25 protein-coding genes and 2 pseudogenes are annotated in these 25,047 nt (G+C 52.2%); 19 read left to right on the top strand and 8 right to left on the bottom strand.

The genetic code is table 11. The features are described 5' to 3' along the window. Positions 1-47 precede the first annotated feature (47 nt). From FDW97_RS20830 to add, 3 genes and pseudogenes are all read left to right on the top strand, one after another. A pseudogene (locus FDW97_RS20830) lies at positions 48-1,454 on the top strand (cytochrome ubiquinol oxidase subunit I). Further along, positions 1,454-2,464, top strand: coding sequence for a cytochrome d ubiquinol oxidase subunit II (gene cydB, locus FDW97_RS20825; RefSeq protein ID WP_137351563.1), 1,011 nt, complete (start codon positions 1,454-1,456; stop codon positions 2,462-2,464). Before FDW97_RS20830 ends, cydB begins: the two are co-directional and overlap by 1 nt. 161 nt (positions 2,465-2,625) lie before the next feature. Then, entirely contained in the window at positions 2,626-3,627 is a 1,002-nt protein-coding gene (gene add / locus FDW97_RS20820; RefSeq protein WP_137351562.1) for an adenosine deaminase, read from the top strand. 77 nt (positions 3,628-3,704) lie between these two features. Here the strand turns inward: add and FDW97_RS20815 are convergent, their stop codons facing one another. Then, positions 3,705-4,745 carry an oxidoreductase gene (locus tag FDW97_RS20815; protein ID WP_038640423.1) on the bottom strand — a complete coding sequence of 347 codons (1,041 nt, stop codon included), beginning with the start codon at positions 4,743-4,745 and terminating at the stop codon, positions 3,705-3,707. 240 nt (positions 4,746-4,985) lie between these two features. On the opposite strand from FDW97_RS20815, the gene blr reads away from it, so the two are divergent. The 12 genes from blr (at position 4,986) to gstA (ending at position 15,245) form a co-directional block, all read left to right on the top strand. Further along, positions 4,986-5,111 carry a division septum protein Blr gene (gene blr, locus FDW97_RS20810; RefSeq protein ID WP_038643149.1) on the top strand — a complete coding sequence of 42 codons (126 nt, stop codon included), beginning with the start codon at positions 4,986-4,988 and terminating at the stop codon, positions 5,109-5,111. Between the two features lie 290 nt (positions 5,112-5,401). Next, a complete protein-coding gene (ydgT, locus tag FDW97_RS20805; protein ID WP_008784684.1) occupies positions 5,402-5,617 on the top strand; it encodes a transcription modulator YdgT in 216 nt (71 codons plus the stop codon). A gap of 91 nt (positions 5,618-5,708) precedes the next feature. Then, positions 5,709-6,149, top strand: a complete 441-nt coding sequence (locus FDW97_RS20800) for a DUF2569 domain-containing protein (protein ID WP_038640418.1) — start codon at positions 5,709-5,711, stop codon at positions 6,147-6,149. A 76-nt stretch (positions 6,150-6,225) separates the two neighbouring features. Continuing rightward, positions 6,226-6,807, top strand: coding sequence for an electron transport complex subunit RsxA (gene rsxA / locus FDW97_RS20795; protein ID WP_003029144.1), 582 nt, complete (start codon positions 6,226-6,228; stop codon positions 6,805-6,807). Then, positions 6,807-7,385: an electron transport complex subunit RsxB gene (gene rsxB / locus FDW97_RS20790; RefSeq protein WP_032943340.1), complete on the top strand. Its 579-nt coding sequence runs from the start codon at positions 6,807-6,809 to the stop codon at positions 7,383-7,385. The genes rsxA and rsxB overlap by 1 nt, the downstream gene beginning before the upstream one ends. After that, on the top strand, positions 7,378-9,402 hold the full coding sequence (rsxC, locus tag FDW97_RS20785) for an electron transport complex subunit RsxC (protein ID WP_137351561.1): 2,025 nt from the start codon (positions 7,378-7,380) through the stop codon (positions 9,400-9,402). Before rsxB ends, rsxC begins: the two co-directional genes overlap by 8 nt. Continuing rightward, complete coding sequence (rsxD, locus tag FDW97_RS20780) at positions 9,403-10,455, top strand: electron transport complex subunit RsxD (RefSeq protein WP_038640414.1); 1,053 nt, start codon at positions 9,403-9,405, stop codon at positions 10,453-10,455. Between the two features lie 9 nt (positions 10,456-10,464). Beyond that, complete coding sequence (gene rsxG / locus FDW97_RS20775; protein ID WP_038640412.1) at positions 10,465-11,085, top strand: electron transport complex subunit RsxG; 621 nt, start codon at positions 10,465-10,467, stop codon at positions 11,083-11,085. Between the two features lie 3 nt (positions 11,086-11,088). Continuing rightward, on the top strand, positions 11,089-11,781 hold the full coding sequence (locus FDW97_RS20770) for an electron transport complex subunit E (RefSeq protein ID WP_038640410.1): 693 nt from the start codon (positions 11,089-11,091) through the stop codon (positions 11,779-11,781). Beyond that, a complete protein-coding gene (nth, locus tag FDW97_RS20765) occupies positions 11,781-12,416 on the top strand; it encodes an endonuclease III (protein WP_137347238.1) in 636 nt (211 codons plus the stop codon). The genes FDW97_RS20770 and nth overlap by 1 nt, the downstream gene beginning before the upstream one ends. Positions 12,417-13,029: 613 nt before the next feature. Then, positions 13,030-14,535, top strand: coding sequence for a dipeptide/tripeptide permease DtpA (gene dtpA, locus FDW97_RS20760; RefSeq protein WP_038640405.1), 1,506 nt, complete (start codon positions 13,030-13,032; stop codon positions 14,533-14,535). Positions 14,536-14,639: 104 nt separating this feature from the next. Next, entirely contained in the window at positions 14,640-15,245 is a 606-nt protein-coding gene (gene gstA / locus FDW97_RS20755) for a glutathione transferase GstA (RefSeq protein ID WP_137351560.1), read from the top strand. Positions 15,246-15,352: 107 nt separating this feature from the next. On the opposite strand, the gene pdxY is transcribed toward gstA, so the two are convergent. The 5 genes from pdxY to anmK form a co-directional block, all read right to left on the bottom strand. Then, positions 15,353-16,213 (bottom strand): pyridoxal kinase PdxY, encoded by an 861-nt coding sequence (gene pdxY / locus FDW97_RS20750; protein ID WP_061381401.1) that lies wholly within the window; start codon positions 16,211-16,213, stop codon positions 15,353-15,355. 64 nt (positions 16,214-16,277) lie between these two features. Next, positions 16,278-17,552, bottom strand: coding sequence for a tyrosine--tRNA ligase (gene tyrS, locus FDW97_RS20745; RefSeq protein WP_038640399.1), 1,275 nt, complete (start codon positions 17,550-17,552; stop codon positions 16,278-16,280). 126 nt (positions 17,553-17,678) lie between these two features. Further along, on the bottom strand, positions 17,679-18,335 hold the full coding sequence (gene pdxH / locus FDW97_RS20740; RefSeq protein ID WP_038640396.1) for a pyridoxamine 5'-phosphate oxidase: 657 nt from the start codon (positions 18,333-18,335) through the stop codon (positions 17,679-17,681). Between the two features lie 59 nt (positions 18,336-18,394). Beyond that, positions 18,395-18,718 carry a C-type lysozyme inhibitor gene (gene mliC / locus FDW97_RS20735; protein ID WP_038640393.1) on the bottom strand — a complete coding sequence of 108 codons (324 nt, stop codon included), beginning with the start codon at positions 18,716-18,718 and terminating at the stop codon, positions 18,395-18,397. A 93-nt stretch (positions 18,719-18,811) separates the two neighbouring features. Next, positions 18,812-19,933, bottom strand: a complete 1,122-nt coding sequence (gene anmK, locus FDW97_RS20730) for an anhydro-N-acetylmuramic acid kinase (RefSeq protein WP_121529009.1) — start codon at positions 19,931-19,933, stop codon at positions 18,812-18,814. A gap of 273 nt (positions 19,934-20,206) precedes the next feature. Here anmK and slyB point away from each other — a divergent pair, with 273 nt between their 5' ends. Continuing rightward, positions 20,207-20,674 carry an outer membrane lipoprotein SlyB gene (gene slyB, locus FDW97_RS20725; RefSeq protein ID WP_003029175.1) on the top strand — a complete coding sequence of 156 codons (468 nt, stop codon included), beginning with the start codon at positions 20,207-20,209 and terminating at the stop codon, positions 20,672-20,674. A gap of 46 nt (positions 20,675-20,720) precedes the next feature. Here the strand turns inward: slyB and slyA are convergent, their stop codons facing one another. Continuing rightward, positions 20,721-21,161: a transcriptional regulator SlyA gene (slyA, locus tag FDW97_RS20720; protein ID WP_019076732.1), complete on the bottom strand. Its 441-nt coding sequence runs from the start codon at positions 21,159-21,161 to the stop codon at positions 20,721-20,723. A gap of 192 nt (positions 21,162-21,353) precedes the next feature. On the opposite strand from slyA, the gene FDW97_RS20715 reads away from it, so the two are divergent. From FDW97_RS20715 to FDW97_RS20705, 3 genes and pseudogenes are all read left to right on the top strand, one after another. Further along, positions 21,354-21,590, top strand: a complete 237-nt coding sequence (locus FDW97_RS20715) for a DUF1656 domain-containing protein (RefSeq protein ID WP_038640388.1) — start codon at positions 21,354-21,356, stop codon at positions 21,588-21,590. 2 nt (positions 21,591-21,592) lie between these two features. Beyond that, positions 21,593-22,456 carry an HlyD family secretion protein gene (locus FDW97_RS20710; RefSeq protein WP_038640386.1) on the top strand — a complete coding sequence of 288 codons (864 nt, stop codon included), beginning with the start codon at positions 21,593-21,595 and terminating at the stop codon, positions 22,454-22,456. Continuing rightward, positions 22,453-24,493, top strand: a pseudogene (locus FDW97_RS20705) (FUSC family protein). Before FDW97_RS20710 ends, FDW97_RS20705 begins: the two are co-directional and overlap by 4 nt. On the opposite strand, the gene sodC reads toward FDW97_RS20705, so the two are convergent. Then, entirely contained in the window at positions 24,469-24,993 is a 525-nt protein-coding gene (sodC, locus tag FDW97_RS20700; protein WP_137351558.1) for a superoxide dismutase [Cu-Zn] SodC, read from the bottom strand. The pseudogene FDW97_RS20705 and the gene sodC overlap by 25 nt on opposite strands. Between the last annotated feature and the right edge of the window lie 54 nt (positions 24,994-25,047).

The raw sequence follows: 25,047 nt of genomic DNA, 5'->3' as shown, positions 1-25,047 counted from the left end.
CATTACGCTCTGCTTCAGGCAGAGCTTCCTCGGATGAGGTCTGTACCGTGCCTGAACTTGACGCTTTTTATTTAGCCCGTTTTCAGTTCGCCTTCACTGTCTCTTTCCATATTCTTTTTCCCGCGATTACGATTGGACTGGCCAGCTATCTGGTGGTGCTGGAGGGGATGTGGCTGCGCACGCGAAACAATCTCTGGCGCTCGCTCTATAATTTCTGGCTGCAAATCTTCGCCGTCAATTTTGGGATGGGCGTCGTATCCGGCCTGGTGATGGCTTATCAGTTTGGTACCAACTGGAGCGGCTTTTCGCAATTTGCCGGCAGTATTACCGGACCACTGCTGCTTTATGAAGTCCTGACCGCCTTTTTCCTCGAAGCGGGCTTCCTTGGCGTAATGTTATTCGGCTGGAATAAAGTATCTCCAGCGCTGCATTTCTTCACCACCTGTATGGTGGCGCTGGGCACGTTGCTATCTACCTTCTGGATCCTGGCTTCCAACAGTTGGATGCAAACACCTCAAGGTTTTAGCCTCGAAAATGGGCATGTCATTCCCCAGGATTGGCTGGCTATCGTATTTAACCCTTCATTTCCGTATCGCTTATTGCATATGTCGATTGCTGCTTTTCTGAGTAGCGCGATGTTCGTTGGCGCATCTGCCGCCTGGCATTTACTCCGGGGTAACGATACCCCTGCCATTCGTAAAATGTTTTCGATGGCGTTGTGGATGGCTCTGATTGTCGCCCCTATTCAGGCCGTTGTTGGAGATATGCATGGCCTCAATACCCTTGAGCATCAGCCTGCGAAAATAGCGGCCATTGAGGGACACTGAGAGAATCCCCCCGGAGAGGCAACGCCGTTGACGCTGTTTGGCATGCCTGACATGGAGGAAGAGCGCACCAAATACGCTCTTGCGATCCCTGCGCTGGGCAGTCTGATTCTGACCCATAGCCTGGACAAGCAGGTTCCAGCGCTGAAGGATTTTCCCAAGGAAGATCGCCCCAACTCCGCAATTGTATTTTGGTCGTTTCGCATCATGGTTGGCATGGGCGTGTTGATGATCGCCCTGGGTGTCTGCAGTGTCTGGTTACGTTGGCGCAAACGCCTGTACCATTCCCGCCCATTCCAGTGGTTTGCGCTTTTGATGGGGCCTGCCGGACTATTGGCCTTACTGGCCGGCTGGGTGACCACGGAAGTTGGCCGCCAGCCCTGGGTCGTATACGGTTTTTTGCGCACGAGGGATGCCGTTTCATTGCACAGCACAACGCAAATGGTCATCAGTTTGCTGGTATTTATCGTCGTTTATAGCACCGTCTTTGGCGTGGGTTATCACTACATATTCAGGCTGATTAAAAAAGGACCTCAGCCGGTCAGTGAACTGACCTCACAAACCGATGGCACCCCTGCGCGTCCGCTTTCCGCCGCAGAACCGGTAACGGATGAAGAGGAGAAAATCTGATGGACATCGATATCACCGTAATCTGGTTTATTATCATTGTCTTTGCCACGCTGATGTACATCGTAATGGACGGTTTCGATTTGGGCATTGGTATGTTGTTTAGCATTGTACATGCCCCCAGCGAGCGAGATGTGATGGTGAACAGCGTGGCCCCCGTCTGGGACGGGAACGAAACCTGGCTGGTGCTCGGTGGAGCCGGTCTCTTTGGCGCATTCCCTCTGGCTTATGCTGTGATTGCTGACGCACTGGCAATTCCACTCACGATGATGCTAATTGGGTTGATTTTTCGCGGCGTGGCATTTGAGTTTCGCTTTAAAGCCACGCCTTCGCATCGGCTATTTTGGGACTACGCCTTTGCCGGCGGCTCGTTGCTGGCGACCGTGAGTCAGGGTATCGTTGTTGGCGCCATGATTAACGGCTTCGATATAGCAGAACGACGCTTTGCCGGGTCGACCTTGAATTGGTTGACCCCATTTAATGTGTTTTGCGGACTCGGACTGGTTGCCGCCTATCTGTTACTCGGCACCACCTGGCTGATAATGAAAAGCGATGGCGCGCTTCAGGAACGGATGCGTAAATTAACGCGCTATGTTTTGCTCGCTCTGCTGGCGGTTATTACCGTGGTCAGCATCTGGACCCCCCTTAGCTGGCAATACATCGCAGAGCGCTGGTTCACGCTACCTAATTTCTACTGGTTTGTGCCGGTCCCCATTCTGGTGACGATATTCAGCCTGTGGATTTGGCGTCTGAGCAGCGACAACACCAGCCATGCACGACCTTTTATCCTGACGCTGGGATTAATCTTTCTGGGTTTTAGCGGCTTAGGCATCAGCCTGTGGCCCTATATTATTCCGCCGCATATTACCTTATGGGATGCGGCGGCTCCTCCTGCAAGTCAGATGTTTATGCTGATTGGCACACTTATTATTATTCCGGTCATTCTGATGTATACGGCATGGAGCTACTATGTGTTTCGCGGCAAAGTATCTGACGGAGAAGGCTACCATTGACCAGGATAGCACGCCGATCGCCTGACTCATTGAAAATCTGAAATAAATGTCCACAATGTGACCCTTTTACAAAGTGTTGGCGCGCTTTATTCAAAGTTATTAGAGAATTATGATTCTGTTGTATAATGCCCTGCACTTTACCTAAAAATACGAGTGCGACCATGATTGATACTTCTCTCCCCTTAACCGACGTCCATCGCCACCTTGATGGTAACATCCGTGCCCAAACGATCCTCGATCTGGGTCGCCAGTTCAATTTAACCCTCCCGGCACAGGCGCTGGAAACATTGATCCCTCATGTGCAAGTGACGTCAACCGAGCCTGATTTGGTCAGCTTTTTATCCAAACTGGACTTGGGCGTAAAGGTTCTGGCCTCGCTGGACGCCTGCCGCCGCGTCGCGTTTGAAAATATTGAGGATGCCGCACGTAACGGCCTGCACTATGTTGAGCTACGTTTTTCCCCTGGCTACATGGCAATGACCCATCAACTCCCTGTAGCAGGCGTGGTTGAAGCCGTTATTGCAGGCGTGCGCGAAGGCTGCAAGGCCTTTGGCGTTGAAGCGCGTTTAATTGGCATTATGAGTCGTACCTTCGGCGAAGCCGCCTGCCTGCAGGAACTTGATGCGCTGTTAGCACACCGTGACCATATTACTGCGCTGGATCTGGCCGGTGACGAACTGGGCTTCCCGGGTAGTTTGTTCCTGTCACATTTCAACCTGGCACGCGATGCAGGCTGGCATATCACCGTCCATGCCGGCGAAGCCGCGGGACCAGAAAGTATCTGGCAGGCCATTAAAGAATTGGGCGCTGAACGCATTGGTCATGGTGTTAAAGCGGTCGAAGATCGCGCATTGATGGATTATCTCGCCGAACACCGTATCGGCATTGAATCCTGCCTGACATCGAACATCCAGACCAGCACCGTCGCTACGCTGGCGACCCATCCGCTGAAAACATTTCTTGAACATGGCGTTGTGGCCAGTCTGAATACGGACGATCCGGCTGTTCAGGGTGTCGATATTATTCACGAGTACACCATTGCCGCTCCTGCCGCAGGTTTAACTCGCGAACAGATCCGCCAGGCGCAAATCAATGGTCTGGAAATGGCATTCCTGAGTAACGAAGAGAAACGTACGCTGCGCGAGAAAGTCGCCGCAGCGTGACGCTTGTCCGGCCTACGTGGCGTTGCATTGTAGGCCGGAGCAAATGCCGGGGCAACCGCCATCCGGCATGTGCCTTATCAGGCAAGGCAAAGCGTGGAGCGGTGTTTTGCGGACTCAAGGCCAAGCTCAATCAGCTCCATAATCTGGATAGCTTGTCTCGCCGGGACCGGGTTTTCACCATTACCGTTCAGCGCATCACGGATGCCTGCATAGTACGCCGGGTAATTACCTGGCACGGTCAGCCAGGTCTCTTCAACCCGCTCATCGCCTTCAACTCGCGTCAATACGCCATCGCGCATGTCGTAACCCCAGTCTTCCTGAGGCAGGCGCTCGCCATTTTTCAGACGTTCTTCCTGTGGGTCAAGACCATACTTGACGTAGCTACCGCGTGAGCCGTGCACGATATAGCGGGCCGATTCTGCGGCAGCCAGCATGGTTCCATGCAGAATCACACGACGCTGTGGATACGTCAGAATGGCATGGAAGTAATCTGTCGATTGCGCGCCCGGACGCAGTTGCGCCAGATCCACCGTCATACTGACCGGCAAACCAAACAGATTAATCGCTTGATCCAAAAGATGTGGCGCTAAATCATACCAAATACCGCTGCCCGGACCGCCCTGTTCACGCCAACGGTCCCGAACCTGCGGGCGGAAACGATCGAAGTGGGACTCAAAATAGGCAACTTCGCCCAAAACGCCATCCGCCAATAGCGCTTTCAACGTCAGAAAATCACTGTCCCAGCGCCGGTTATGGAAAACGGATAGTACGCGCCCCAGACTACGCGCGAGAGCATCCAGCTCACGAGCTTGTGACAGTGTCACGGTAAACGGTTTATCAACAACCACATGTTTACCCGCTTCCAGTGCGGCCTTCGCTAACGGGAAGTGCGTGTCATTTGGCGTAGGGATCACAATCAGGTCAATATTAGGATCGTTAAAAAGGTGCTTAGGCTCAGCAACAACCGTCACTGTAGGCCAGTCGGCCTTCACTTTTGCTTCATCGCTACTGGACACCGCGGCCAGTTCCAGGCCTGGTGTGCCCACAATCAGGGGGGCATGGAAGGTTTTACTGGCGTAACCATAGCCGATTAGCCCAACGCGGATGTTGTCACTCATGTTATTGCCTCTCAATTCAGACTGACCTATTTCACACCATACATTGCAACGTCTCAATAGTTTAATAACCTTTGCGCTACAAAGGTTGTTTATTAACTTAAGTCAAACATATGCTTCTTAAGCTGAATTTGCCGCGAAAAAGTGGCTGAAATCGTTCCCAATCTTCTTGCTGTATTATGGAGAGATTAGTAACATTTGCAGCCTGTGTTTATGGATAAATCAAAGCAAATGTCATCAGTAATGAATCGTCTTATTGAGTTAGCAGGTTGGATTGTTCTTGCGGTCTCCGTGATCCTGCTGGGTATTGCCAATCATATTGACAATTACCAGCCACCGGAGCCAATTGCAGCAGTGCAGAAAAAATAAGCGTCATCAGCTTTTTTCGACCCGCAATTCACCTTTACGCATTGCTGGGTCCGGCTGTAAAAGATCCAATTCTGTCAAAAAAAGCGAATTATGCCGCATCCCGCTCCCGCGCGTATTGCCTGGGATCGCGAAGCGCGCTAACCTTGCCGCAGGCGTAAATAGCGCCTGCTTTTTACAGGTATGCATACTCTTCTTACATTTGCGCGCAAATCCGCTTTTACCTGTGCACGTTGTTTATTTCTTAATATTTTCTACTCCGTTGGTATTATTTTATATATGGATTGCTCTTTATGACTGTTCAGGATTACTTATTAAAATTCCGTAAAATTAGTTCACTCGAAAGTCTGGAAAAACTGTTCGATCATCTTAACTACACGCTCACCGACGATAACGACATTATCAATATGTACCGTGCAGCAGACCACCGTCGTGCGGAGCTCATCTCCGGAGGTCGTCTGTTTGACGTCGGTCAGGTGCCTAAATCAGTCTGGCATTACGTGCAATAAAGAAGAAAGTAGCGCTCAACGTTAAAAGCTTTATAATAATTGCCCCAAAATGAATGGCATGTTTGATCGCGCGCGTAAACCTGGAGAAGAGATGACTACCACACCGGCACAACGTATCGGAGGCTGGCTACTTGGGCCATTGGCCTGGCTGTTAGTTGCGTTGTTGAGTGCTTCGCTGGCGTTGTTACTTTACGTCACTGCGCTGGCCACACCGCAAACCTTCCAAACGCTTGGTGAGCAAAGTACGACCAATTTGTTGTTATGGGGCGTCTCTTTTATTACGGCTATCGCCATGTGGTATTACACGTTATGGCTGACGATTGCGTTTTTCAAACGCAGAACCTGCGTGCCGAAGCACTATATTTTATGGCTGTTGATCTCCGTGTTACTGGCGATTAAAGCGTTTGCGTTTTCACCCGTCCCGGACGCCTTTGCCGTGCGCCAACTGCTGTTCCCTTTGTTAGCAGCAGCACTGCTGGTGCCCTACTTCAAGCGCTCACAGCGCGTTAAGTCGACGTTTGTGAACCCGTAATAACCCTACAGTTAACCTGTTGTCGCCTGTTGTAGATTGTCAGATAATAGGCGGCTTTTTTATTTCAGGCCGAAAAATGACTGATTACCTGCTGCTGTTTGTCGGAACTGTGCTGGTCAACAACTTTGTACTGGTTAAGTTTCTGGGCCTCTGTCCGTTTATGGGCGTTTCCAAAAAACTGGAAACCGCAATGGGTATGGGCCTGGCCACGACGTTTGTCATGACGCTGGCCTCTATTTGCGCATGGTTGATTGATACCTGGATCCTCATTCCGCTCAATCTCATCTATCTGCGCACGCTGGCTTTTATTCTGGTCATCGCCGTCGTCGTGCAATTTACCGAGATGGTGGTCCGTAAAACCAGCCCTGCGCTTTACCGCCTGCTGGGGATCTTCTTACCGCTGATCACCACAAACTGTGCGGTGTTGGGGGTGGCGTTGCTGAATATTAACCTCGGCCATAACTTCTTACAGTCGGCGCTATACGGTTTTTCTGCCGCCGTCGGCTTCTCACTGGTAATGGTACTGTTTGCCGCCATTCGCGAACGCCTCGCTGTGGCAGACGTCCCTGCTCCGTTTCGCGGTAATGCGATTGCGCTGATTACCGCCGGTTTAATGTCATTGGCCTTTATGGGCTTTAGTGGTTTGGTGAAGTTGTAATGAATGCTATCTGGATTGCCGTTGCCGCAGTGAGTCTGCTGGGTCTGGCGTTCGGCGCTATTTTGGGTTACGCCTCGCGACGCTTTGCCGTTGAGGATGACCCGGTCGTGGAGAAAATTGATGAAATTCTCCCGCAAAGCCAGTGTGGACAGTGCGGTTATCCAGGCTGTCATCCCTATGCTGAAGCGATCGGCTCGCAGGGTGAAAAAATCAATCGTTGCGCGCCCGGTGGTGAAGCCGTGATGTTAAAAATCGCTGCCCTGTTGAACGTCGACCCGCAGCCGATTGATGGTGATGAACAAGATGTTACGCCCGTGCGAATGCTGGCGGTCATTGATGAAAATAATTGTATTGGTTGCACAAAGTGCATTCAGGCCTGTCCGGTCGATGCCATTGTGGGTGCGACCCGCGCCATGCACACAGTGATGAGCGATCTCTGCACCGGCTGCAACCTGTGCGTTGACCCATGTCCAACGCAATGTATCGAATTACGCCCGGTGGCTGAGACGCCCGATAGCTGGAAATGGGATTTAAACACTATCCCTGTGCGCATCATTCCTGTGGAACAACATGTTTAAGTTATTCTCTGCATTCAGAAAAAACAAAATCTGGGATTTTGATGGCGGCATTCATCCACCAGAAATGAAGACCCAGTCAAACGGTACGCCGCTGCGGCAGGTTCCGCTGGCGCCGCGCTTCGTTATTCCCCTGAAACAACATATTGGCGCGGAAGGTGAACTGTGTGTCAACGTGGGCGACACCGTCCTGCGTGGCCAGGCGTTAACCATCGGGCGTGGCAAAATGCTGCCGGTACATGCGCCAACGTCAGGCACTATTGTTGCTATTGCGCCGCACTCCACCGCACACCCTTCGGCATTAGCCGAGCTAAGCGTCATCATTGATGCCGATGGCGAAGACCGCTGGATTGAGCGTGATGGCTGGGCCGATTACCGTTCCCGTAGTCGGGAAGAGCTTATTGCACGTATTCATCAGTACGGCGTCGCCGGTCTGGGCGGCGCAGGTTTCCCAACCGGGGTTAAGCTACAGGGCGGCGGCGATAAAATTGAAACGCTGATCATCAACGCCGCAGAATGCGAGCCGTACATTACGGCGGATGACCGTCTGATGCAGGACTGCGCGGCTCAGGTCGTCGAGGGTATCCGCATCCTCGCGCACATTCTTCAGCCGCGTGAGATCCTGCTGGGAATAGAAGATAACAAACCGCAGGCAATTTCCATGCTGCGTGCGGTGCTGGCCGATTCCCACGATATCAGCTTACGCGTGATCCCAACCAAGTACCCGTCCGGCGGCGCCAAGCAGTTAACGCAAATTCTGACCGGTAAGCAGGTACCTCATGGCGGACGCTCCTCAGATATTGGCGTGCTGATGCAAAACGTCGGGACCGCCTACGCGATTAAACGTGCGGTCATTGACGGAGAACCTATTACCGAGCGTGTTGTGACGCTTACAGGCGAAGCCGTCAGCCGTCCGGGCAACGTCTGGGCGCGTTTAGGCACGCCGGTTCGTCATCTGCTCAGCGACGCGGGTTTCTGCCCTTCCGCCGACCAGATGGTGATTATGGGCGGGCCGCTGATGGGGTTTACGCTGCCATGGCTGGATGTACCGGTGGTGAAGATCACCAACTGCCTTCTGGCCCCCTCTGCCAGTGAAATGGGTGAAACACCGGAGGAGAAAGGCTGCATTCGCTGTAGCGCCTGCGCCGATGCCTGCCCGGCCGATCTTCTGCCGCAGCAACTCTACTGGTTCAGTAAAGGGCAGCAGCACGATAAAGCCACAACTCACAATATTGCAGACTGCATCGAATGCGGCGCTTGCGCATGGGTATGCCCAAGCAATATTCCGCTGGTGCAGTATTTCCGTCAGGAAAAGGCCGAGATTTACGCTATTAGCCAGGAAGAAAAACGCGCCGCGGAAGCCAAAGCACGTTTTGAAGCGCGACAGGCGCGACTTGAGCGTGAAAAAGCCGCACGTCTTGAACGCCACAAAAGCGCTGCCGTACAGCCTGCGGCTAAAGATCATGATGCCATCGCCGCCGCGTTGGCTCGCGTAAAAGAGAAACAGGCTCAGGCAATGCAACCGGTTGTTATTCAGGCTGGCGAAAAACCTGACAATAGCGCAGTGATTGCCGCTCGCGAGGCGCGTAAAGCACAGGCTCGTGCGGCCCGGACGGAAAATTCACACAAAATTGAAGACAGCAGCGCGGGTACCGACCCGCGTAAAGCGGCAGTCGAAGCGGCAATCGCCCGCGCCAAGGCCCGTAAACTTGAGCAGCAGCCGGTGACTGAAATCGCTGAACCGGTTGACCCACGTAAAGCGGCAGTTGAAGCGGCAATCGCCCGCGCCAAAGCCCGTAAGCTTGAGCAGCAGTCGGTGACTGAAACCGCTGAACCGGTGGATCCGCGTAAAGCCGCCGTCGAAGCGGCAATCGCCCGCGCCAAAGCCCGTAAGCTTGAGCAGCAGACGGTAACGGAAACAGCAGAACCGGTGGATCCGCGTAAAGCCGCCGTCGCGGCCGCTATCGCACGCGCCCAGGCTAAAAAAGCCGCACAGCAGCAGGTTGTAAACGAGGAATAAATGGTATTCAGAATAGCAAGCTCCCCTTATACCCATAACCAACGTCAGACATCACGTATCATGATGTTGGTGTTACTTGCTGCATTGCCGGGAATCGTCGCGCAGCTATGGTTCTTTGGCTGGGGGACGTTGTTGCAGATCGTTCTGGCCGCCATTAGCGCCATCGGCGCCGAAGCGGTCGTACTTAAACTGCGGAAACAACCCATTGCGCCGATTTTAAAAGATAACTCCGCGCTCCTTACGGGGTTGCTGCTGGCCGTGAGTATTCCTCCGCTGGCCCCCTGGTGGATGGTGGTATTAGGCACGGTATTTGCCGTTATCATTGCAAAACAGCTGTATGGCGGCCTCGGACAAAACCCGTTCAATCCCGCCATGATTGGCTACGTCGTACTGCTTATCTCATTCCCGGTGCAGATGACAAGCTGGCTGCCGCCGCAGGAAATTGCAGCCACGGTACCCGGATTCTTTGACGCTCTGAACGTAATCTTTACCGGACATACCGCGGGCGGCAGCGATATGAACGCGCTCCGTATGGGAATCGACGGCATCAGCCAGGCTACCCCCCTTGATACCTTCAAGACCTCTCTGCATGCGGGACGAACGGTTGAACAGGTAATGCAGTACCCGATTTACAGCGGCATGCTCGCGGGCGCCGGATGGCAGTGGGTTAACCTTGCCTGGTTGGCTGGCGGCATTGTGCTGTTATGGCAAAAAGCGATTCGCTGGCATATCCCGGTTAGTTTCCTGCTGTCGCTCGCTGTTTGCGCTACTTTAGGCTGGATTTTCTCGCCAGAGTCGCTGGCATCGCCTCAGTTACATCTACTTTCTGGCGCGACGATGCTCGGCGCTTTCTTTATTCTTACCGATCCCGTTACGGCATCGACCACCAACCGTGGTCGCCTGATTTTTGGCGCGCTTGCGGGTTTGTTAGTGTGGTTAATCCGCAGTTTTGGTGGCTATCCTGATGGCGTGGCCTTTGCCGTGTTGCTGGCAAATATTACGGTTCCCCTGATTGATTATTACACCCGCCCTCGCGTGTACGGACATCGCTAAGGACAACATATGCTGAAAACGATTCGTAAACACGGTATTACTCTGGCGCTGTTTGCCGCCGGATCTACGGGGTTAACCGCGGCAATCAATCAATTAACCAAATCCACTATCGATGAACAAGCGGCGTTGCAGCAAAAAGTATTGTTTGATCAGGTTCTGCCTGGCGATCGCTACAATAACGCGTTGTCTGAGAGTTGCTATCTGGTGAATGCGCAGGCGTTAGGTAAAGGGACTCACCGTGTGTATATCGCGCGCCAGGACGATCGACCTGTTGCGGCAATTCTCGAAGCCACTGCCCCAGATGGTTATTCCGGCGCTATTCAGCTGTTGGTTGGTGTGGATTTCACAGGTACCGTATTGGGCACACGCGTGACTGAACACCATGAAACGCCGGGGCTGGGCGATAAAATTGAGCTGCGTCTGTCCGACTGGATCACCCACTTTAGCGGCAAAACGATCGGCGCGGGTAACGATGCCCATTGGGCGGTGAAGAAAGATGGCGGCGACTTCGACCAGTTTACTGGCGCAACCATTACGCCGCGTGCGGTAGTTAATGCGGTGAAACGCGCCGGTTTGTATGCGCAGACGTTGCCAGCGCAACTCCCTCAACTTAGCGCCTGTGGAGAATAAACCATGAGCGAAATTAAAGATGTCATTGTCCAGGGGTTATGGAAAAATAACTCCGCGCTTGTGCAGTTACTTGGTATGTGCCCGCTGTTGGCGGTAACGTCTACCGCCACCAATGCGTTAGGTCTGGGACTGGCGACTACGCTCGTCCTGACGCTGACGAACCTGACCATTTCAGCCCTGCGTCGCTGGACACCGTCTGAAATTCGTATTCCGATTTATGTCATGATCATCGCTTCCGTCGTGAGTGCGGTACAGATGCTAATTAATGCTTACGCTTTTGGCCTGTATCAGTCTCTGGGGATCTTTATTCCGCTGATTGTGACCAACTGTATTGTTGTTGGTCGTGCTGAAGCCTTCGCAGCTAAAAAAGGCCCGGCATTATCCGCCCTTGATGGGTTCTCCATCGGTATGGGCGCAACGGGGGCCATGTTTGTTCTGGGCTCGCTGCGTGAAATAATTGGTAACGGCACGCTATTTGATGGCGCAGACGGTCTGTTAGGCAGTTGGGCTAAAGTACTACGCGTAGAGATCTTCCATACCGATACGCCGTTTCTGCTGGCCATGCTGCCACCGGGCGCTTTCATTGGTCTGGGCCTGATGCTGGCGGTGAAATATCTGATCGATGAGAAAATGAAGAAACGTCGTGCCGAAGCGGCTGTTGCAGACAGTCCGGTTGGTGAAACAGGGAATGTGTAATGAACAAAGCAAAACGGCTGGAAATACTGACACGCCTGCGTGATAACAATCCGCATCCGACCACTGAGCTGAATTTTACATCGCCGTTCGAACTGCTGATTTCGGTCTTGCTCTCCGCGCAGGCCACCGATGTCAGCGTCAATAAAGCCACGGCTAAGCTGTACCCTGTCGCCAATACACCTGCCGCTATGCTGGAACTCGGCGTAGACGGGGTTAAGTCCTACATCAAGACAATCGGGTTGTTCAACAGCAAAGCGGAGAACGTGATTAAGACCTGCCGCATTCTGCTGGACAAACATAATGGCGAAGTGCCAGAAGACCGGGCCGCATTAGAGGCCCTGCCCGGGGTTGGGCGAAAAACAGCCAACGTGGTGTTAAATACCGCCTTCGGTTGGCCTACCATTGCGGTAGATACCCATATTTTTCGCGTCTGTAATCGCACGCAATTTGCGCCAGGCAAAAACGTCGAGCAGGTAGAGGAAAAATTACTGAAAGTCGTACCGAGTGAATTTAAAGTCGATTGCCATCACTGGTTAATCCTTCATGGCCGCTACACCTGTATTGCCAGAAAACCGCGCTGCGGTTCTTGCATCATCGAAGATCTCTGCGAATTCAAAGAGAAAGTTGATATCTGATACTGATGGGGCGTTCCCTTTGCCCCTTTGACACATAACGATTAGTTATGCACTCCCTAAACAATCTTTTCCCGTCGATGATGCCATTCAACTGCGCATATCTAACGCATTATTCTTGTGTATAAACACCTGAGCAGGTTAATCGTTTTTTTAGTAATAGAAATTTCTATCTATACGTGATGCAGATCACTCAGACAACACAATGTTAAATAATTTTTATTTTTTAGTTAAAGTGACAATCAGATGACCTTACTGAACAGTTTCTAAACAAAACATTACACTGGCTATTTTTCAGATAATGGCCTATATCACTGGATTCAACCGCAAATAGCAGAACATATCGCCGCATTGTGGTTTTTGGGTCACTTAAACAGTGTAAAAATCTGCGATTTTTCAAATGAAAAAATTTAACGCTAGATAACATTTCTCTGTACCGATGATTTCACCACCCAGGATATATGTAACAGATTATTACAAACCACTTGTCTGAATGGTCAAGATAGTGAACATTACTTGCCGTTTCCCCTCCCACTATAACAATCGGACGGATGAACTTGATTCATCACGTACCTGAACACCCCCGTTGATATGGGATGTAAAAAAAGAGGTAAAAGTGTCTACTGCAAACAATAAACCAACAGAAAGCGTTAGTTTAAACGCCTTCAAACAACCGAAAGCGTTCTATCTCATTTTCTCGATAGAGCTGTGGGAACGTTTTGGTTATTACGGCCTGCAAGGGATTATGGCCGTCTACCTGGTTAAGCAACTGGGTATGTCAGAAGCGGATTCCATCACCCTTTTCTCGTCCTTTAGCGCCCTGGTGTATGGTCTGGTTGCCATCGGCGGCTGGTTAGGTGATAAAGTTCTGGGAACAAAACGTGTCATTATGCTGGGCGCCATTGTTCTGGCCATCGGTTATGCGCTGGTTGCATGGTCCGGTCACGATGCCGGTATTGTTTATATGGGCATGGCAGCCATCGCGGTCGGTAACGGCCTGTTTAAAGCCAACCCATCCTCCCTGCTCTCTACCTGCTATGCAAAAGATGACCCGCGTCTTGATGGTGCATTTACCATGTACTACATGTCCGTCAACATCGGTTCATTCTTCTCTATGCTGGCAACGCCATGGTTAGCTGCGCGTTACGGCTGGAGCACCGCGTTCGCGCTGAGCGTCGTAGGTATGCTGATCACCGTGGTTAACTTCGCATTTTGTCAGCGCTGGGTTAAACAGTACGGTTCTAAACCTGACTTTGAGCCGATCAACTTCCGTAACCTGCTGCTGACCATCGCTGGGGTTGTGGTTCTGATTGCGATTGCGACCTGGCTGCTGCACAACCAGGAAATCGCCCGTATGGTTCTGGGTGTGATTGCCATTGGTATCGTATTTATCTTCGGTAAAGAAGCCTTCACCATGCACGGTGCTGCGCGTCGTAAAATGATCGTCGCCTTCATTCTGATGCTGGAAGCGATTATCTTCTTCGTGCTGTACAGCCAGATGCCGACTTCACTGAACTTCTTCGCGATTCGTAACGTTGAACACTCTATTCTGGGTATTGCTTTTGAACCTGAGCAGTACCAGGCGCTGAACCCGTTCTGGATCATCATTGGTAGCCCAATCCTCGCCGCTATCTATAACAAGATGGGTGATACGCTGCCGATGCCGACCAAGTTCGCGATTGGTATGGTGCTATGTTCCGGTGCGTTCCTGATCCTGCCGCTGGGTGCGAAATTCGCCACCGATGCGGGCATCGTTTCTGTTAACTGGCTGATCATCTGCTACGGCCTGCAAAGCATCGGTGAACTGATGATTTCCGGTCTGGGTCTGGCCATGGTGGCGCAGCTGGTTCCGCAGCGTCTGATGGGCTTCATCATGGGTAGCTGGTTCCTGACCACTGCCGGTGCAAACATCATCGGCGGTTACGTCGCCAACATGATGGCAGTTCCAGAAAACGTGACTGACCCGCTGATGTCTCTGGAAGTCTACGGTCGTGTGTTCCTGCAGATTGGTGTTGCAACGGCGGTTATCGCTGTTCTGATGCTGCTGACGGCGCCGAAACTGAATCGTATGACTCAGGACGATGACGTTAATGAGAAAGCCTCTAAGGCCGCGACAGCGTAATTCTCAGGGAAACTCATTTTCAGGCCGCTAACTGTTGTTAGCGGCTTTTTTTTTGCCAGAGGTAGCACTACCATACGATAAACCTCAGCCAAAAGGAGTTACCGATGAAACTATTCTACAAACCGGGCGCTTGTTCTCTCGCTTCCCACATCACGCTGCGTGAGAGCGGTAAAGATTTCACGCTGGATGGTGTCGATTTGATGAAGAAACGTCTGGAAAACGGCGATGATTTTTTCGCGGTAAACCCCAAAGGACAAGTTCCCGCGCTGCTGCTGGACGACGGTACATTACTAACCGAAGGCGTCGCCATCATGCAGTACCTGGCGGACACAGTGCCAGACCGCCACCTCCTCGCCCCTACCAGCAGCCTCTCCCGTTACAAAACCATCGAATGGCTTAATTACATTGCGACAGAACTGCATAAAGGTTTTACCCCGCTGTTCCGTCCCGATACGCCGGAAGAGTACAAGCCCACCGTTCGCGCGCAGCTGGAGAAAAAAATGCAGTACGTGAATGAATCGCTGAAAGATGAGCAATGGATCTGCGGCCCACGCTTTAGCATTGCAGACGCTTATCTGTTCACCGTGCTGCGTTGGGCTTATGCGGTTAAGCTGAATATGGCAGGATTAAGCCATATCGAGGCGTATATGGCGCGTATGGCTGAACGCCCGGCGGTTGCCGCAGCGCTTAAAGCAGAAGGGTTGAGCTAATCACTAATGTGCCGGATGGCGGCGCCAGGCGCTTTATCCGGCCTACTTACTTGGCTGGCCGACGGCCAAACGTACGCCCGATAAGCGTGAGCGCCATCGGGCATTGATTACAACTGCGTCGCGCTAAAGTAGTGTTCAGGCTTCGCGATACGATCCTGAGCGGCCACTACCTGCAGTTCATACTCATGCATTTCTTTGGTGGCGATCATCACTTCGTACACTGCCGCCGTCACATGCTCAAGCGCCTGCTGTAAAGACGCGCCCTGGAGCAGTTTCACCAGCAGCAAGCCGCTGGTAACGTCACCCACGCCAACCGGCTGACGCGCGCCAAAATCGACTAATGGGCGGCTGATATGCCACGCCTGTTGCGCAGTGACCAGCAGCATCTCGAAACGATCGGTGCTAATACCTGCGCGGGCCAGATGCTTCACCAGCACAATTTCTGGCCCCTGGGCGATCAGTTCGCGGGCAGCCATCACCGCTTCAGTCACATTGTGAACCGCATGTTCGCACAGAATTTCAAGTTCAACCAGGTTCGGGGCAATAATGTCGCTGGCGGGAAGCGCATGACGCACATGAAATTCCGCCACGCCCGGCGCGACGATACACCCTTTCTCCGGATGCCCCATCACGGGGTCACAAAAGTATTTTGCCCGCGGATTGGCCGCTTTAACCTGGCGCACAATACCCAGAATATGCTCACCCTGCTCTGCCGAGCCAAGATAGCCGCTTAGTACTGCGTCACAGGTCTGGAGTTTATCGATATCGGCAATACCCTGCACGATTTCAGTCAGATGAGTCGGCGGCATAACGCAACCGGTCCATTTGCCGTACTGCGTGTGGTTAGAGAACTGCACGGTATTTAACGGCCAGACATTTGCGCCAAGACGACGCATCGGAAATTCAGCCGCGCTGTTGCCCGCATGACCAAAAACAACATGGGACTGGATGGCGAGGATATTTTTCATTTTACTTATCACAACCCTGAAAAAATAAAGGGGCGTAGTTTCCCACGCCCCTGCTAACTAAATCTTACTTCCAGCAAATCAGACAATAGTTCTTCTTGCCACGGCGCAATAAGGTGTAGCGCCCGAAGAGGATATCACTCTCCTGGAAGAAATATTCCGGATCGGATTGCTTCTCACCGTTGATGGTCACCGCGTTAGACGCAATGGTCTTACGCGCCTGGCCGCGAGACGGTTGCAGTTCGGAATCTACCAGCGCCTGCATCAGATCCGCACCTTTCTCCATCTCAATCATCGGCACGCCATCCTGCGCCAGCTGTTCGAAATCCGCTTCGCTCAAATCGCTCAGGTTGCCGTTGAACAAGCTTTCGGTAATGCGTTTTGCCGCAACCAGACCTTCTTCACCGTGAACCAGACGTGTGACCTGCTCAGCCAGAACATACTGGGCGCGCGGTGCTTTACCACTGTTCTTATCTTCTTCTTCCAGCGCATTGATCTCTTCAATGTCCATGAACGTGAAGAATTTCAGGAAGCGATAAACGTCCGCATCGGCGGTGTTGATCCAGAACTGGTAGAATTTGTACGGACTGGTTTTCTTCGGATCCAGCCACACTGCGCCGCCTTCGGTCTTACCGAATTTGGTGCCGTCCGCTTTGGTGATCAGCGGAACGGTCAAACCAAATACCTGATTCTGGTGCAGACGGCGGGTCAGGTCGATACCTGAGGTAATGTTACCCCACTGGTCAGAACCACCAATCTGCAGCGTCACGCCGTGCAGTTTATTCAGGCAGGCAAAGTCATAGCCCTGCAGCAGATTGTAAGAAAACTCGGTAAAGGAGATCCCCTGATCGTCACGGTTCAGACGTTGCTTAACCGCTTCTTTGTTGATCATCTGGTTAACAGAGAAGTGTTTGCCGATATCACGCAGGAAAGTCAGTACATTCATACCGCCAAACCAGTCGTAGTTGTTCGCAGCAATCGCCGAGTTGTCGCCACAGTCGAAATCGAGGAACGGTGCAACCTGCTTACGGATTTTATCCACCCACTCCTGCACGGTGTCTTCGGTATTCAGTTTACGCTCGGCGGCTTTAAAGCTCGGGTCACCAATCAGACCGGTCGCGCCACCTACCAGTGCAACAGGCTTATGACCTGCCTGCTGGAAGCGTTTCAGGCATAACAATGGAACCAGATGCCCCAAATGCAAGCTGTCAGCGGTAGGATCGAAGCCGCAATAGAGCGCGATCGGGCCTTGCGCCAGTCGCTCTGCTAACGCTTCCTCGTCCGTCACCTGGGCCACCAGCCCCCGCTCTTGCAATTGTTTAATCAAGTTACTGCTTGCCATCAAAATCTCCATGTATAAAACGACTGCACCTTTGCCGGTACACGACTTTTCGCCTGATGCGAAAGAAACATAGAATAAAGCGCCGGATTGATCAGCACCAGCGCTTAAAACAAGAATTTTGCATCTTTAGGGGGCCAGACGATCAATTTTCCACGCGTTATCTTCACGTTGGTATAAAAAACGATCGTGCAGACGATTTTCGCCGCCCTGCCAAAACTCCATTTGTTCAATACTTACGCGAAAGCCGCCCCAGAAACTGGGCAACGGAACTTCCCCTTGCTGAAACTTCTGCTTCAGCTCAAGGAATTTGCTTTCAAGAATGCCGCGAGCGGAGATTCGACTGGACTGTTTAGATACCCAGGCGCCAATCTGGCTGTCGCGTGGGCGACTGTGGAAATACTTCACCACCTCAAGCGTGGAAAGGCGCTCAGCCTTGCCAATCACCATCACCTGCCGTTCCAGGGTATGCCATGGGAACAACAGACTGATACGGGGGTTCTTCTCGATTTGATGCGCCTTGCGGCTACCGAGGTTGGTATAGAAAACCAGCCCTTTGTCATCATAATGTTTGAGCAACACGATGCGCTGATACGGCTGACCGTTTTCATCAACGGTCGCAACAACCATAGCAGTAGGATCTGCCAGTTTGGCATCGCAGGCTTGCCCCAGCCAACGCTCAAACAGCGCAAGGGGCTCGGCGGGAAGATCGTGGCGGCGCAGACCGCCTTTCGTGTATTCACGGCGCAGATGCGCGATTTGCTGCAATTCGTCGTTATCAGACATGATGTTGGGCTACGGATTGTCAGTGGGTGACGCTATTGTGCGCCGCCCAGGTGAAAATCTCAACGCTTCGGGTTCTGTAACTGACAGTTATTTAGCACAATTCTGTCTCGTTTATAGACCGTTGCCTCGTCGCCTTTAGACCAGAAGACGTAGATACCATCCGTATAGCGCGCCCCCGATGCCGACATGCCCTGTTTGAGGTTCAATAGCTGATTATCATAAACAAAGTTCACTTCCTGGCGCGTATTGTTCAGCTTCACGGTAAGCGGTTTTTCATCACAGCGGTATTCAAGCGTGTCGGTTTGCATACGCTCAACAAATTGGTTGTACACGCTGCACCCGCTAAGCAGTACCGGCAGACATACTAACAACAGTTTTTTCATAGCCCTATCCTGAAGACTTTCCTGGTCCCGGAGGGTAATGGCACCCTCCCTAATATCCCTAGTTTACCGGTATGCCGCGCTGAATAATTTCAGTTAACTCTGAGTTCGCGGATTGGCAGGATAAATCGCCCCTAACACGCTCAGCTCTGACGCCCCGGTCACAGAAGGTAAATTTCCCGGTAATCCAGCCAGCGTTCGCCACGCCAGCCAGGCAAAGGCTAACGCTTCCATATCGTCGCCGCTGATCCCGGCTTCATCGGTAGAGGTGACTTCGGTACCTGACAATAATGCAGCCAGACGCATCATCAGCAGCGGATTACGGCTTCCACCGCCACATACCATGAGGCGATCACAGCCGCCGCTTAACAAGACCTGCTCTGAAATGGTGACGGCCGTCAGTTCGGCAAGCGTCGCCTGTACATCGCGTGGGCTGATTCCCGGGAACTGCGCCAGATGACGCTCTATCCAGCCGTAATTGAAATACTCACGACCAGTGCTTTTGGGCGCAGGCGTGGAAAAATAAGGGTCGTTAAGCATATTTTGCAGCAACGGCAGGACTACCGTTCCTGAAATGGCCCACTGCGCATCTTTGTCGTAAGGTTGACCGCATTGCCGCCAGATCCAGGCATCCATCAGCATATTGCCCGGCCCGGTGTCGTATCCACGAACGGGTTGTTGCGGAATAAGCAGAGACAAATTGGCAATTCCGCCGATGTTCAGCACCATCCGCCGTTCCGTAGGATGAGCCAACAGTGCCTGATGAAACGCAGGAACAAGTGGCGCGCCCTGCCCACCGAGCGCGATGTCACGTCGACGAAAATCGCCGACGACGGTTATCCCGGTACGCGCGACAATCTGGTTGTTATCACCAATTTGCAGCGTGTGCGGCGCGGCGCCGTTCGGTTCATGCCACACGGTTTGTCCGTGGCAACCAATCGCCACGATATCCTGCGGTTTCAATTTTTCCTTCGCCAGTAGCGCATTTACCGCCTCAGCAAAAAGATAACCCAGTTGCGCGTCCAATTGACCAAACTGAGAAAGCGTAAGCTGCTGCCCCTGGCAGATATCCAGAATCGCCTGTTTTACATGACCAGGGATAGGCCAGGTCAGACTCGCCTGCTGTGCAACCATCGTTTCATCTATTGTCGCCAGCACAACATCGACGCCATCAAGGCTGGTTCCAGACATAACACCGATAAAACGGCCCGATTTCATACGTCATCCTTTTAAGCAAATTAGCCTTGACACTCAACCATAAAGTGCAGACTAATGCCATGCTTCCTGAATGATTTTTGAGAGGAAATCATGCCAACGGTCGCTTAATTACATCAATTATATGAATGATTCGTTTATACTCGGTTGATCCGATTTCGGTTAAGATTTTCATATTGTGCCAGTGGAACATGTGACCTCAGGCTCACAAATGCCATATAATTTAACCATGATGGGGCTTTATTAGCGTTTCGTGGTGACAAAGGAGATTTGTAAATGATTAAACGTGTGCTGATTGTTTCATTAATGGGCGTATCTTTAGCGGGCTGCGTGAACAATGATAGCCTTTCAGGCGACGTATATACCGCATCCGAAGCGAAACAAGTTCAGAACGTTACCTACGGTACGATTGTTCATGTTCGTCCGGTGCAAATCCAGGGTGGCGATGACGCAAACGTAATTGGCGCTATCGGTGGTGCGGTGCTCGGCGGGTTCCTGGGTAACACCGTCGGCGGCGGTACGGGTCGTTCATTAGCGACGGCTGCAGGCGCAGTTGCCGGTGGCGTTGCGGGCCAGGGCGTGCAAGGCGCGATGAATAAAACTCAGGGTGTCGAACTGGAAATCCGTAAGGATGATGGTAATACCATCATGGTGGTTCAGAAACAGGGCGCGACCAAATTCTCTGCGGGTCAGCGTGTTGTTATGGCGAACAACGGCAGCCAGGTTACCGTGTCTCCACGTTAATCGAATTTACGTGTGGTCAGGCTCTGGCCACACGTCATCTCTCGTCTCAGCCCTGAGACTGCAGTTCAATAATATTGTGTTCCAGTCTGGCGACCAGTTTTATCAGCAGATCAATTTCCTCAGCTGAAATCCCTTCCAGAATCTCTCCACGTGTCTTGTTGATAACCGCTTCCATATCTGCGATCAGTGGTTCGGCTTTCTCAGTCAGTTTAATTCTCTTTGCCCGACGATCGCTGGCGCAAGTCTGTCGTGAAATGAGTCCCTTTTCTTCCAACTGGTCAAGCGTACGTACCAGCGAAGGCTGTTCGATGCCAATCGCTTTAGCCAACTGGATCTGCGATTGATCCGGTGGCAACTGATGAATGTTGTGCAGCGTAACCCAATGCGTCTGCGTCAACTCCAGAGGTTTCAGGCGATGGTCAATCAGAGCACGCCAAATGCGCACCAACCGTGCCAGATCAGAACCTAATGGCGATTCCAATTTCATCTCCTTATAATTAGCTTGCTAAGTTATTGTACTGATTTTAGAATAGTGTGCAGCATTTGTATTCTCAAAACAAATGTATTGCCAAATTTGCTTACCGGTTGACATTTTTTCAGACATTATGTGTTACAGAGACTCATCGTCTCTTTTTTGCTAAACCTATAGCAATGCTCTCTTCCGTCAAGGATTTTGCCCGTGAAGTTTATGTTTAATGCAACAGGATTGCCCCTACAAGATTTAATGATCGGTGCATCTGTCTACTTCCCTCCCATTTTCAAGGCGTTTGTCGCAGGGTTTATTCTCTGGTTGGTTGTTCATCGCCTGCTGCGCGACTGGATTTATTCCGGTGAGATCTGGCATCCCCTGTTGATGGATCTGTCTCTCTTTACGCTTAGCGTAGGTCTGGCCTTTGTTATGCTGATTGTGTGGTGATTATGTCGCTCAAAACCATTAAATACTTCTCAACCATTATAGTCGCTGCAATCGCAGTTTTTGCCGGATGGTGGATGTGGAATTACTATATGCAATCGCCCTGGACACGTGATGGCAAAGTGCGCGCAGAACAGGTCAGCATCACACCGCAGGTTTCGGGCAGCATTAATGAACTCAATATAAAAGATAACCAGTTCGTGAATAAAGGTGATGTCCTGTTTACTATCGACAAGACGCCGTTTCACATTGCTGAACTGAATGCGCAAGCACAGCTGGCGAAAGCACAATCCGATCTGGCAAAAGCGAATAACGAAGCCAATCGCCGTCGTCACTTATCGCAAAATTATATCTCAGCCGAAGATCTGGATACCGCCAACCTCAACGTAAAAGCGATGCAGGCAAGCGTTGAAGCAGCCGAGGCCAGTTTGCGCCAGGCGCAATGGCAACTGTCGCAAACGGTCGTCAAAGCGCCCGTAGCGGGCTGGGTCACCAACCTTTCAACCCGCACCGGCGACTACGCCTCAACCGGTAAGCCGCTGTTTGCTCTTGTCGACAGCCACTCTTTTTATGTGATGGGGTATTTTGAAGAAACGAAGTTGCGTCACATACGCGAAGGCGCACCAGCGTTAATTACACTCTATAGCGGCAACGTTAAGTTACAGGGTCACGTCTCCAGCATCGGTCGCGCAATTTATGACCAAAGTGTTGAAAGCGATTCCGGTCTGATTCCCGACATCAAACCTAACGTGCCGTGGGTACGTCTGGCGCAGCGTGTCCCTGTACGCATTGAATTTGACGCTTTACCGCAGGATGTCACACTGGTTTCTGGTACCACCTGTAGCGTCTCCATCGGCCAGCGTAAATGAAAATGCCCCCCCTGACGCCAGGCAATTGGCCATGGTTTAAAGCCACGCCGGCACAGTGGCGTTATGCGCTGCGTAACACCATTGCAATGTGTCTGGCGTTAACCTTCGCCTATTATCTCAATCTGGACGAGCCCTATTGGGCGATGACTTCCGCGGCGGTGGTGAGTTTCCCTACCGTCGGCGGGGTGATCAGCAAAAGCCTGGGCCGTGTAGCCGGTAGTTTACTTGGCGCGACAGCCGCACTGATTATTGCCGGCCATACCCTTAATGAACCGTGGCTTTTTCTGCTGAGCATGTCAGTCTGGATCGGCTTTTGTACCTGGGCCTGCGCGCATTTTACTAATAACGTCGCCTACGCCTTTCAACTGGCGGGTTACACGGCGGCGATCATCGCGTTTCCCATGGTCAATACCGTCGAGATCACGCAGTTATGGGATATCGCGCAGGCCCGCGTATGCGAGGTCATTGTCGGCATCTTGTGCGGGGGTATGATGATGATGATCCTACCCAGCACCTCCGATGGCACCACGTTGCTTACAGCACTGAAAAACATGCATACGCGTTTGCTGGAACATGCCAGTTTGCTCTGGCAACCGGAGACAACGGATGCCATCCGCACGGCACATGAAGGTGTTATCGGCCAGATTCTGACTATGAACCTGTTGCGTATACAGGCGTTCTGGAGTCACTACCGCTTTCGCCGCCAAAATGCCTTACTCAATTCGCTGTTGCATCAGCAGCTACGTATGACCAGCGTGATTTCCAGCCTGCGCAGAATGCTGCTGAACTGGCCTAATCCTCCCGCTAATACCCGCGATATCATTGAGCAATTACTTGGCGCGCTGGTCAAATCCAATACCGACAGCTATACCGTCGCGCGTATCATCGCCCCACTACGGCCCGTCGATGCCCGCGATTATCGACACGTCGCCTTCTGGCAACGGCTGCGCTATTTTTGCCGCCTCTACTTACGTAGCAGCCATTACCTGCATTTGCTGGAAAATGGCGTTACCGCTGAACGTATCAATGTTGCTCGTACGCCAGGGCTTGCCCGCCATACCGATAATGCGGAAGCTATCTGGAGCGGGTTGCGCACGTTCTGCACTTTGATGCTTATCGGCGCATGGAGCATTGGCGCACAATGGGAATCAGGATCTGGCGCACTCACGCTCGCGGCCATCAGCAGCGTGTTGTATTCCGCCGTTGCCACGCCCTTCAAATCACTTTCCTTGTTAATGCGCACGTTGGTTCTGTTGTCGCTGTTTAGCTTTGTGGTCAAGTTTGGTTTGATGGTACAGATTACCGACCTCTGGCAGTTCATCCTGTTTCTCTTCCCGCTCCTCGCCACCATGCAGTTGTTAAAGCTACAAATGCCTGCGCTGGCGGGGCTTTGGGGGCAGCTTATCGTGTTTATGGGATCATTCATCGCGGTAACGAATCCCCCGGTATACGATTTTGCTGATTTTCTGAATGACAATTTGGCGAAAATCACCGGCGTGGCGCTGTCATGGCTGGCATTCGCCATTCTACGGCCCGGATCGGATGCGCGGAAAAGCCGCCGTCATATTCGCGCCCTGCGTCGGGATTTTGTCGATCAGCTCAGCCGACATCCTGCACTCAGTGAGAATGAATTTGAGTCGTTGACCTATCATCACGTCAGCCAACTGAGTAACAGTCAGGATGCGCTGGCGAGGCGTTGGTTATTACGTTGGGGGGTTGTCTTGCTGAACTGCTCGCATGTGGTGTGGCAACTGCGTACCTGGGAGGCGCGCTCAGATCCGCTGGCTCGCGTCAGGGACGTATGTATCGCGTTGCTTCGCGACGTGATGAGTGAGCGCGGCGTCCAACAACGACCGTTGAATGCCACGCTAAACGAGCTACAGCGTATCTGCGATACGCTCGCCCACCATCACCAACCTGCTGCGCAGGAGTTGTCGGCCCTCGTCTGGCGGCTGCATTGCTCGCTGTCACAGCTTGAACAGGCACCACCACCGGGTACGCTAAGCAGCTGATTATTTGATAACGCCACAGGCGTAGCGCGCTCCGCCACCGCCAAGCGGTTTCGGTTGATCGGACATATTATCGCCGCCCACGTGAATCATCAGCGCCTTACCTTTTACCTCATCCAGGGATTTAAGCCGCGGCGCAACGACCGGTGTTGTGGCGTTACCGTCGTTATTCACCACCAGCAGCGGCAGGTCACCCATGTGACCGGCACCTTCCGGGCCTTCGTGTTTACCCGTTTGGTGAGGGTCGTAATGCCCTCCCGCTGATTCCGCCGCTGACGCCTTCCCGTCTTTAATCGCCGGTTGGCAACTGCCGTTGGCATGCACATGGAAACCATGTTCACCCGGCGGCAACGCTTTCAACTCGGGGGTAAATTCCAGCCCCTTTCCGGTTTCAGTAATTGAGACAGTACCAATCGCCTGGCCGACGCCTTGCGACGTCACCAGATTCATCGTCACTTTTTCTTCACTGGCAGCCTGCGCACCTGCACAGGTCAGTAAGGTAATAATGGCTAAACTCAAACGCTTCATAAGACCTCCGTCTAAAAGGTGTCTGATTGATAAGTGTAAACCAGTGACACAAAT

This window comes from Citrobacter sp. wls708, assembly GCF_005281255.1.
In the GTDB taxonomy this organism is placed as follows: Bacteria; Pseudomonadota; Gammaproteobacteria; order Enterobacterales; family Enterobacteriaceae; genus Citrobacter; species Citrobacter werkmanii.
This window is presented reverse-complemented; position numbering and strand designations above follow the sequence as displayed.

Coding starts and splice junctions, on each gene's coding strand:
- cydB (WP_137351563.1), top strand. CDS start 1,454: ATGGACATCGATATCACCGTAATCTGGTTTATTATCATTGTCTTTGCC.
- add (WP_137351562.1), top strand. CDS start 2,626: ATGATTGATACTTCTCTCCCCTTAACCGACGTCCATCGCCACCTTGAT.
- FDW97_RS20815 (WP_038640423.1), bottom strand. CDS start 4,745: ATGAGTGACAACATCCGCGTTGGGCTAATCGGCTATGGTTACGCCAGT.
- blr (WP_038643149.1), top strand. CDS start 4,986: ATGAATCGTCTTATTGAGTTAGCAGGTTGGATTGTTCTTGCGGTCTCC.
- ydgT (WP_008784684.1), top strand. CDS start 5,402: ATGACTGTTCAGGATTACTTATTAAAATTCCGTAAAATTAGTTCACTC.
- FDW97_RS20800 (WP_038640418.1), top strand. CDS start 5,709: ATGACTACCACACCGGCACAACGTATCGGAGGCTGGCTACTTGGGCCA.
- rsxA (WP_003029144.1), top strand. CDS start 6,226: ATGACTGATTACCTGCTGCTGTTTGTCGGAACTGTGCTGGTCAACAAC.
- rsxB (WP_032943340.1), top strand. CDS start 6,807: ATGAATGCTATCTGGATTGCCGTTGCCGCAGTGAGTCTGCTGGGTCTG.
- rsxC (WP_137351561.1), top strand. CDS start 7,378: ATGTTTAAGTTATTCTCTGCATTCAGAAAAAACAAAATCTGGGATTTT.
- rsxD (WP_038640414.1), top strand. CDS start 9,403: ATGGTATTCAGAATAGCAAGCTCCCCTTATACCCATAACCAACGTCAG.
- rsxG (WP_038640412.1), top strand. CDS start 10,465: ATGCTGAAAACGATTCGTAAACACGGTATTACTCTGGCGCTGTTTGCC.
- FDW97_RS20770 (WP_038640410.1), top strand. CDS start 11,089: ATGAGCGAAATTAAAGATGTCATTGTCCAGGGGTTATGGAAAAATAAC.
- nth (WP_137347238.1), top strand. CDS start 11,781: ATGAACAAAGCAAAACGGCTGGAAATACTGACACGCCTGCGTGATAAC.
- gstA (WP_137351560.1), top strand. CDS start 14,640: ATGAAACTATTCTACAAACCGGGCGCTTGTTCTCTCGCTTCCCACATC.
- pdxY (WP_061381401.1), bottom strand. CDS start 16,213: ATGAAAAATATCCTCGCCATCCAGTCCCATGTTGTTTTTGGTCATGCG.
- tyrS (WP_038640399.1), bottom strand. CDS start 17,552: ATGGCAAGCAGTAACTTGATTAAACAATTGCAAGAGCGGGGGCTGGTG.
- pdxH (WP_038640396.1), bottom strand. CDS start 18,335: ATGTCTGATAACGACGAATTGCAGCAAATCGCGCATCTGCGCCGTGAA.
- mliC (WP_038640393.1), bottom strand. CDS start 18,718: ATGAAAAAACTGTTGTTAGTATGTCTGCCGGTACTGCTTAGCGGGTGC.
- anmK (WP_121529009.1), bottom strand. CDS start 19,933: ATGAAATCGGGCCGTTTTATCGGTGTTATGTCTGGAACCAGCCTTGAT.
- slyB (WP_003029175.1), top strand. CDS start 20,207: ATGATTAAACGTGTGCTGATTGTTTCATTAATGGGCGTATCTTTAGCG.
- slyA (WP_019076732.1), bottom strand. CDS start 21,161: ATGAAATTGGAATCGCCATTAGGTTCTGATCTGGCACGGTTGGTGCGC.
- FDW97_RS20710 (WP_038640386.1), top strand. CDS start 21,593: ATGTCGCTCAAAACCATTAAATACTTCTCAACCATTATAGTCGCTGCA.
- sodC (WP_137351558.1), bottom strand. CDS start 24,993: ATGAAGCGTTTGAGTTTAGCCATTATTACCTTACTGACCTGTGCAGGT.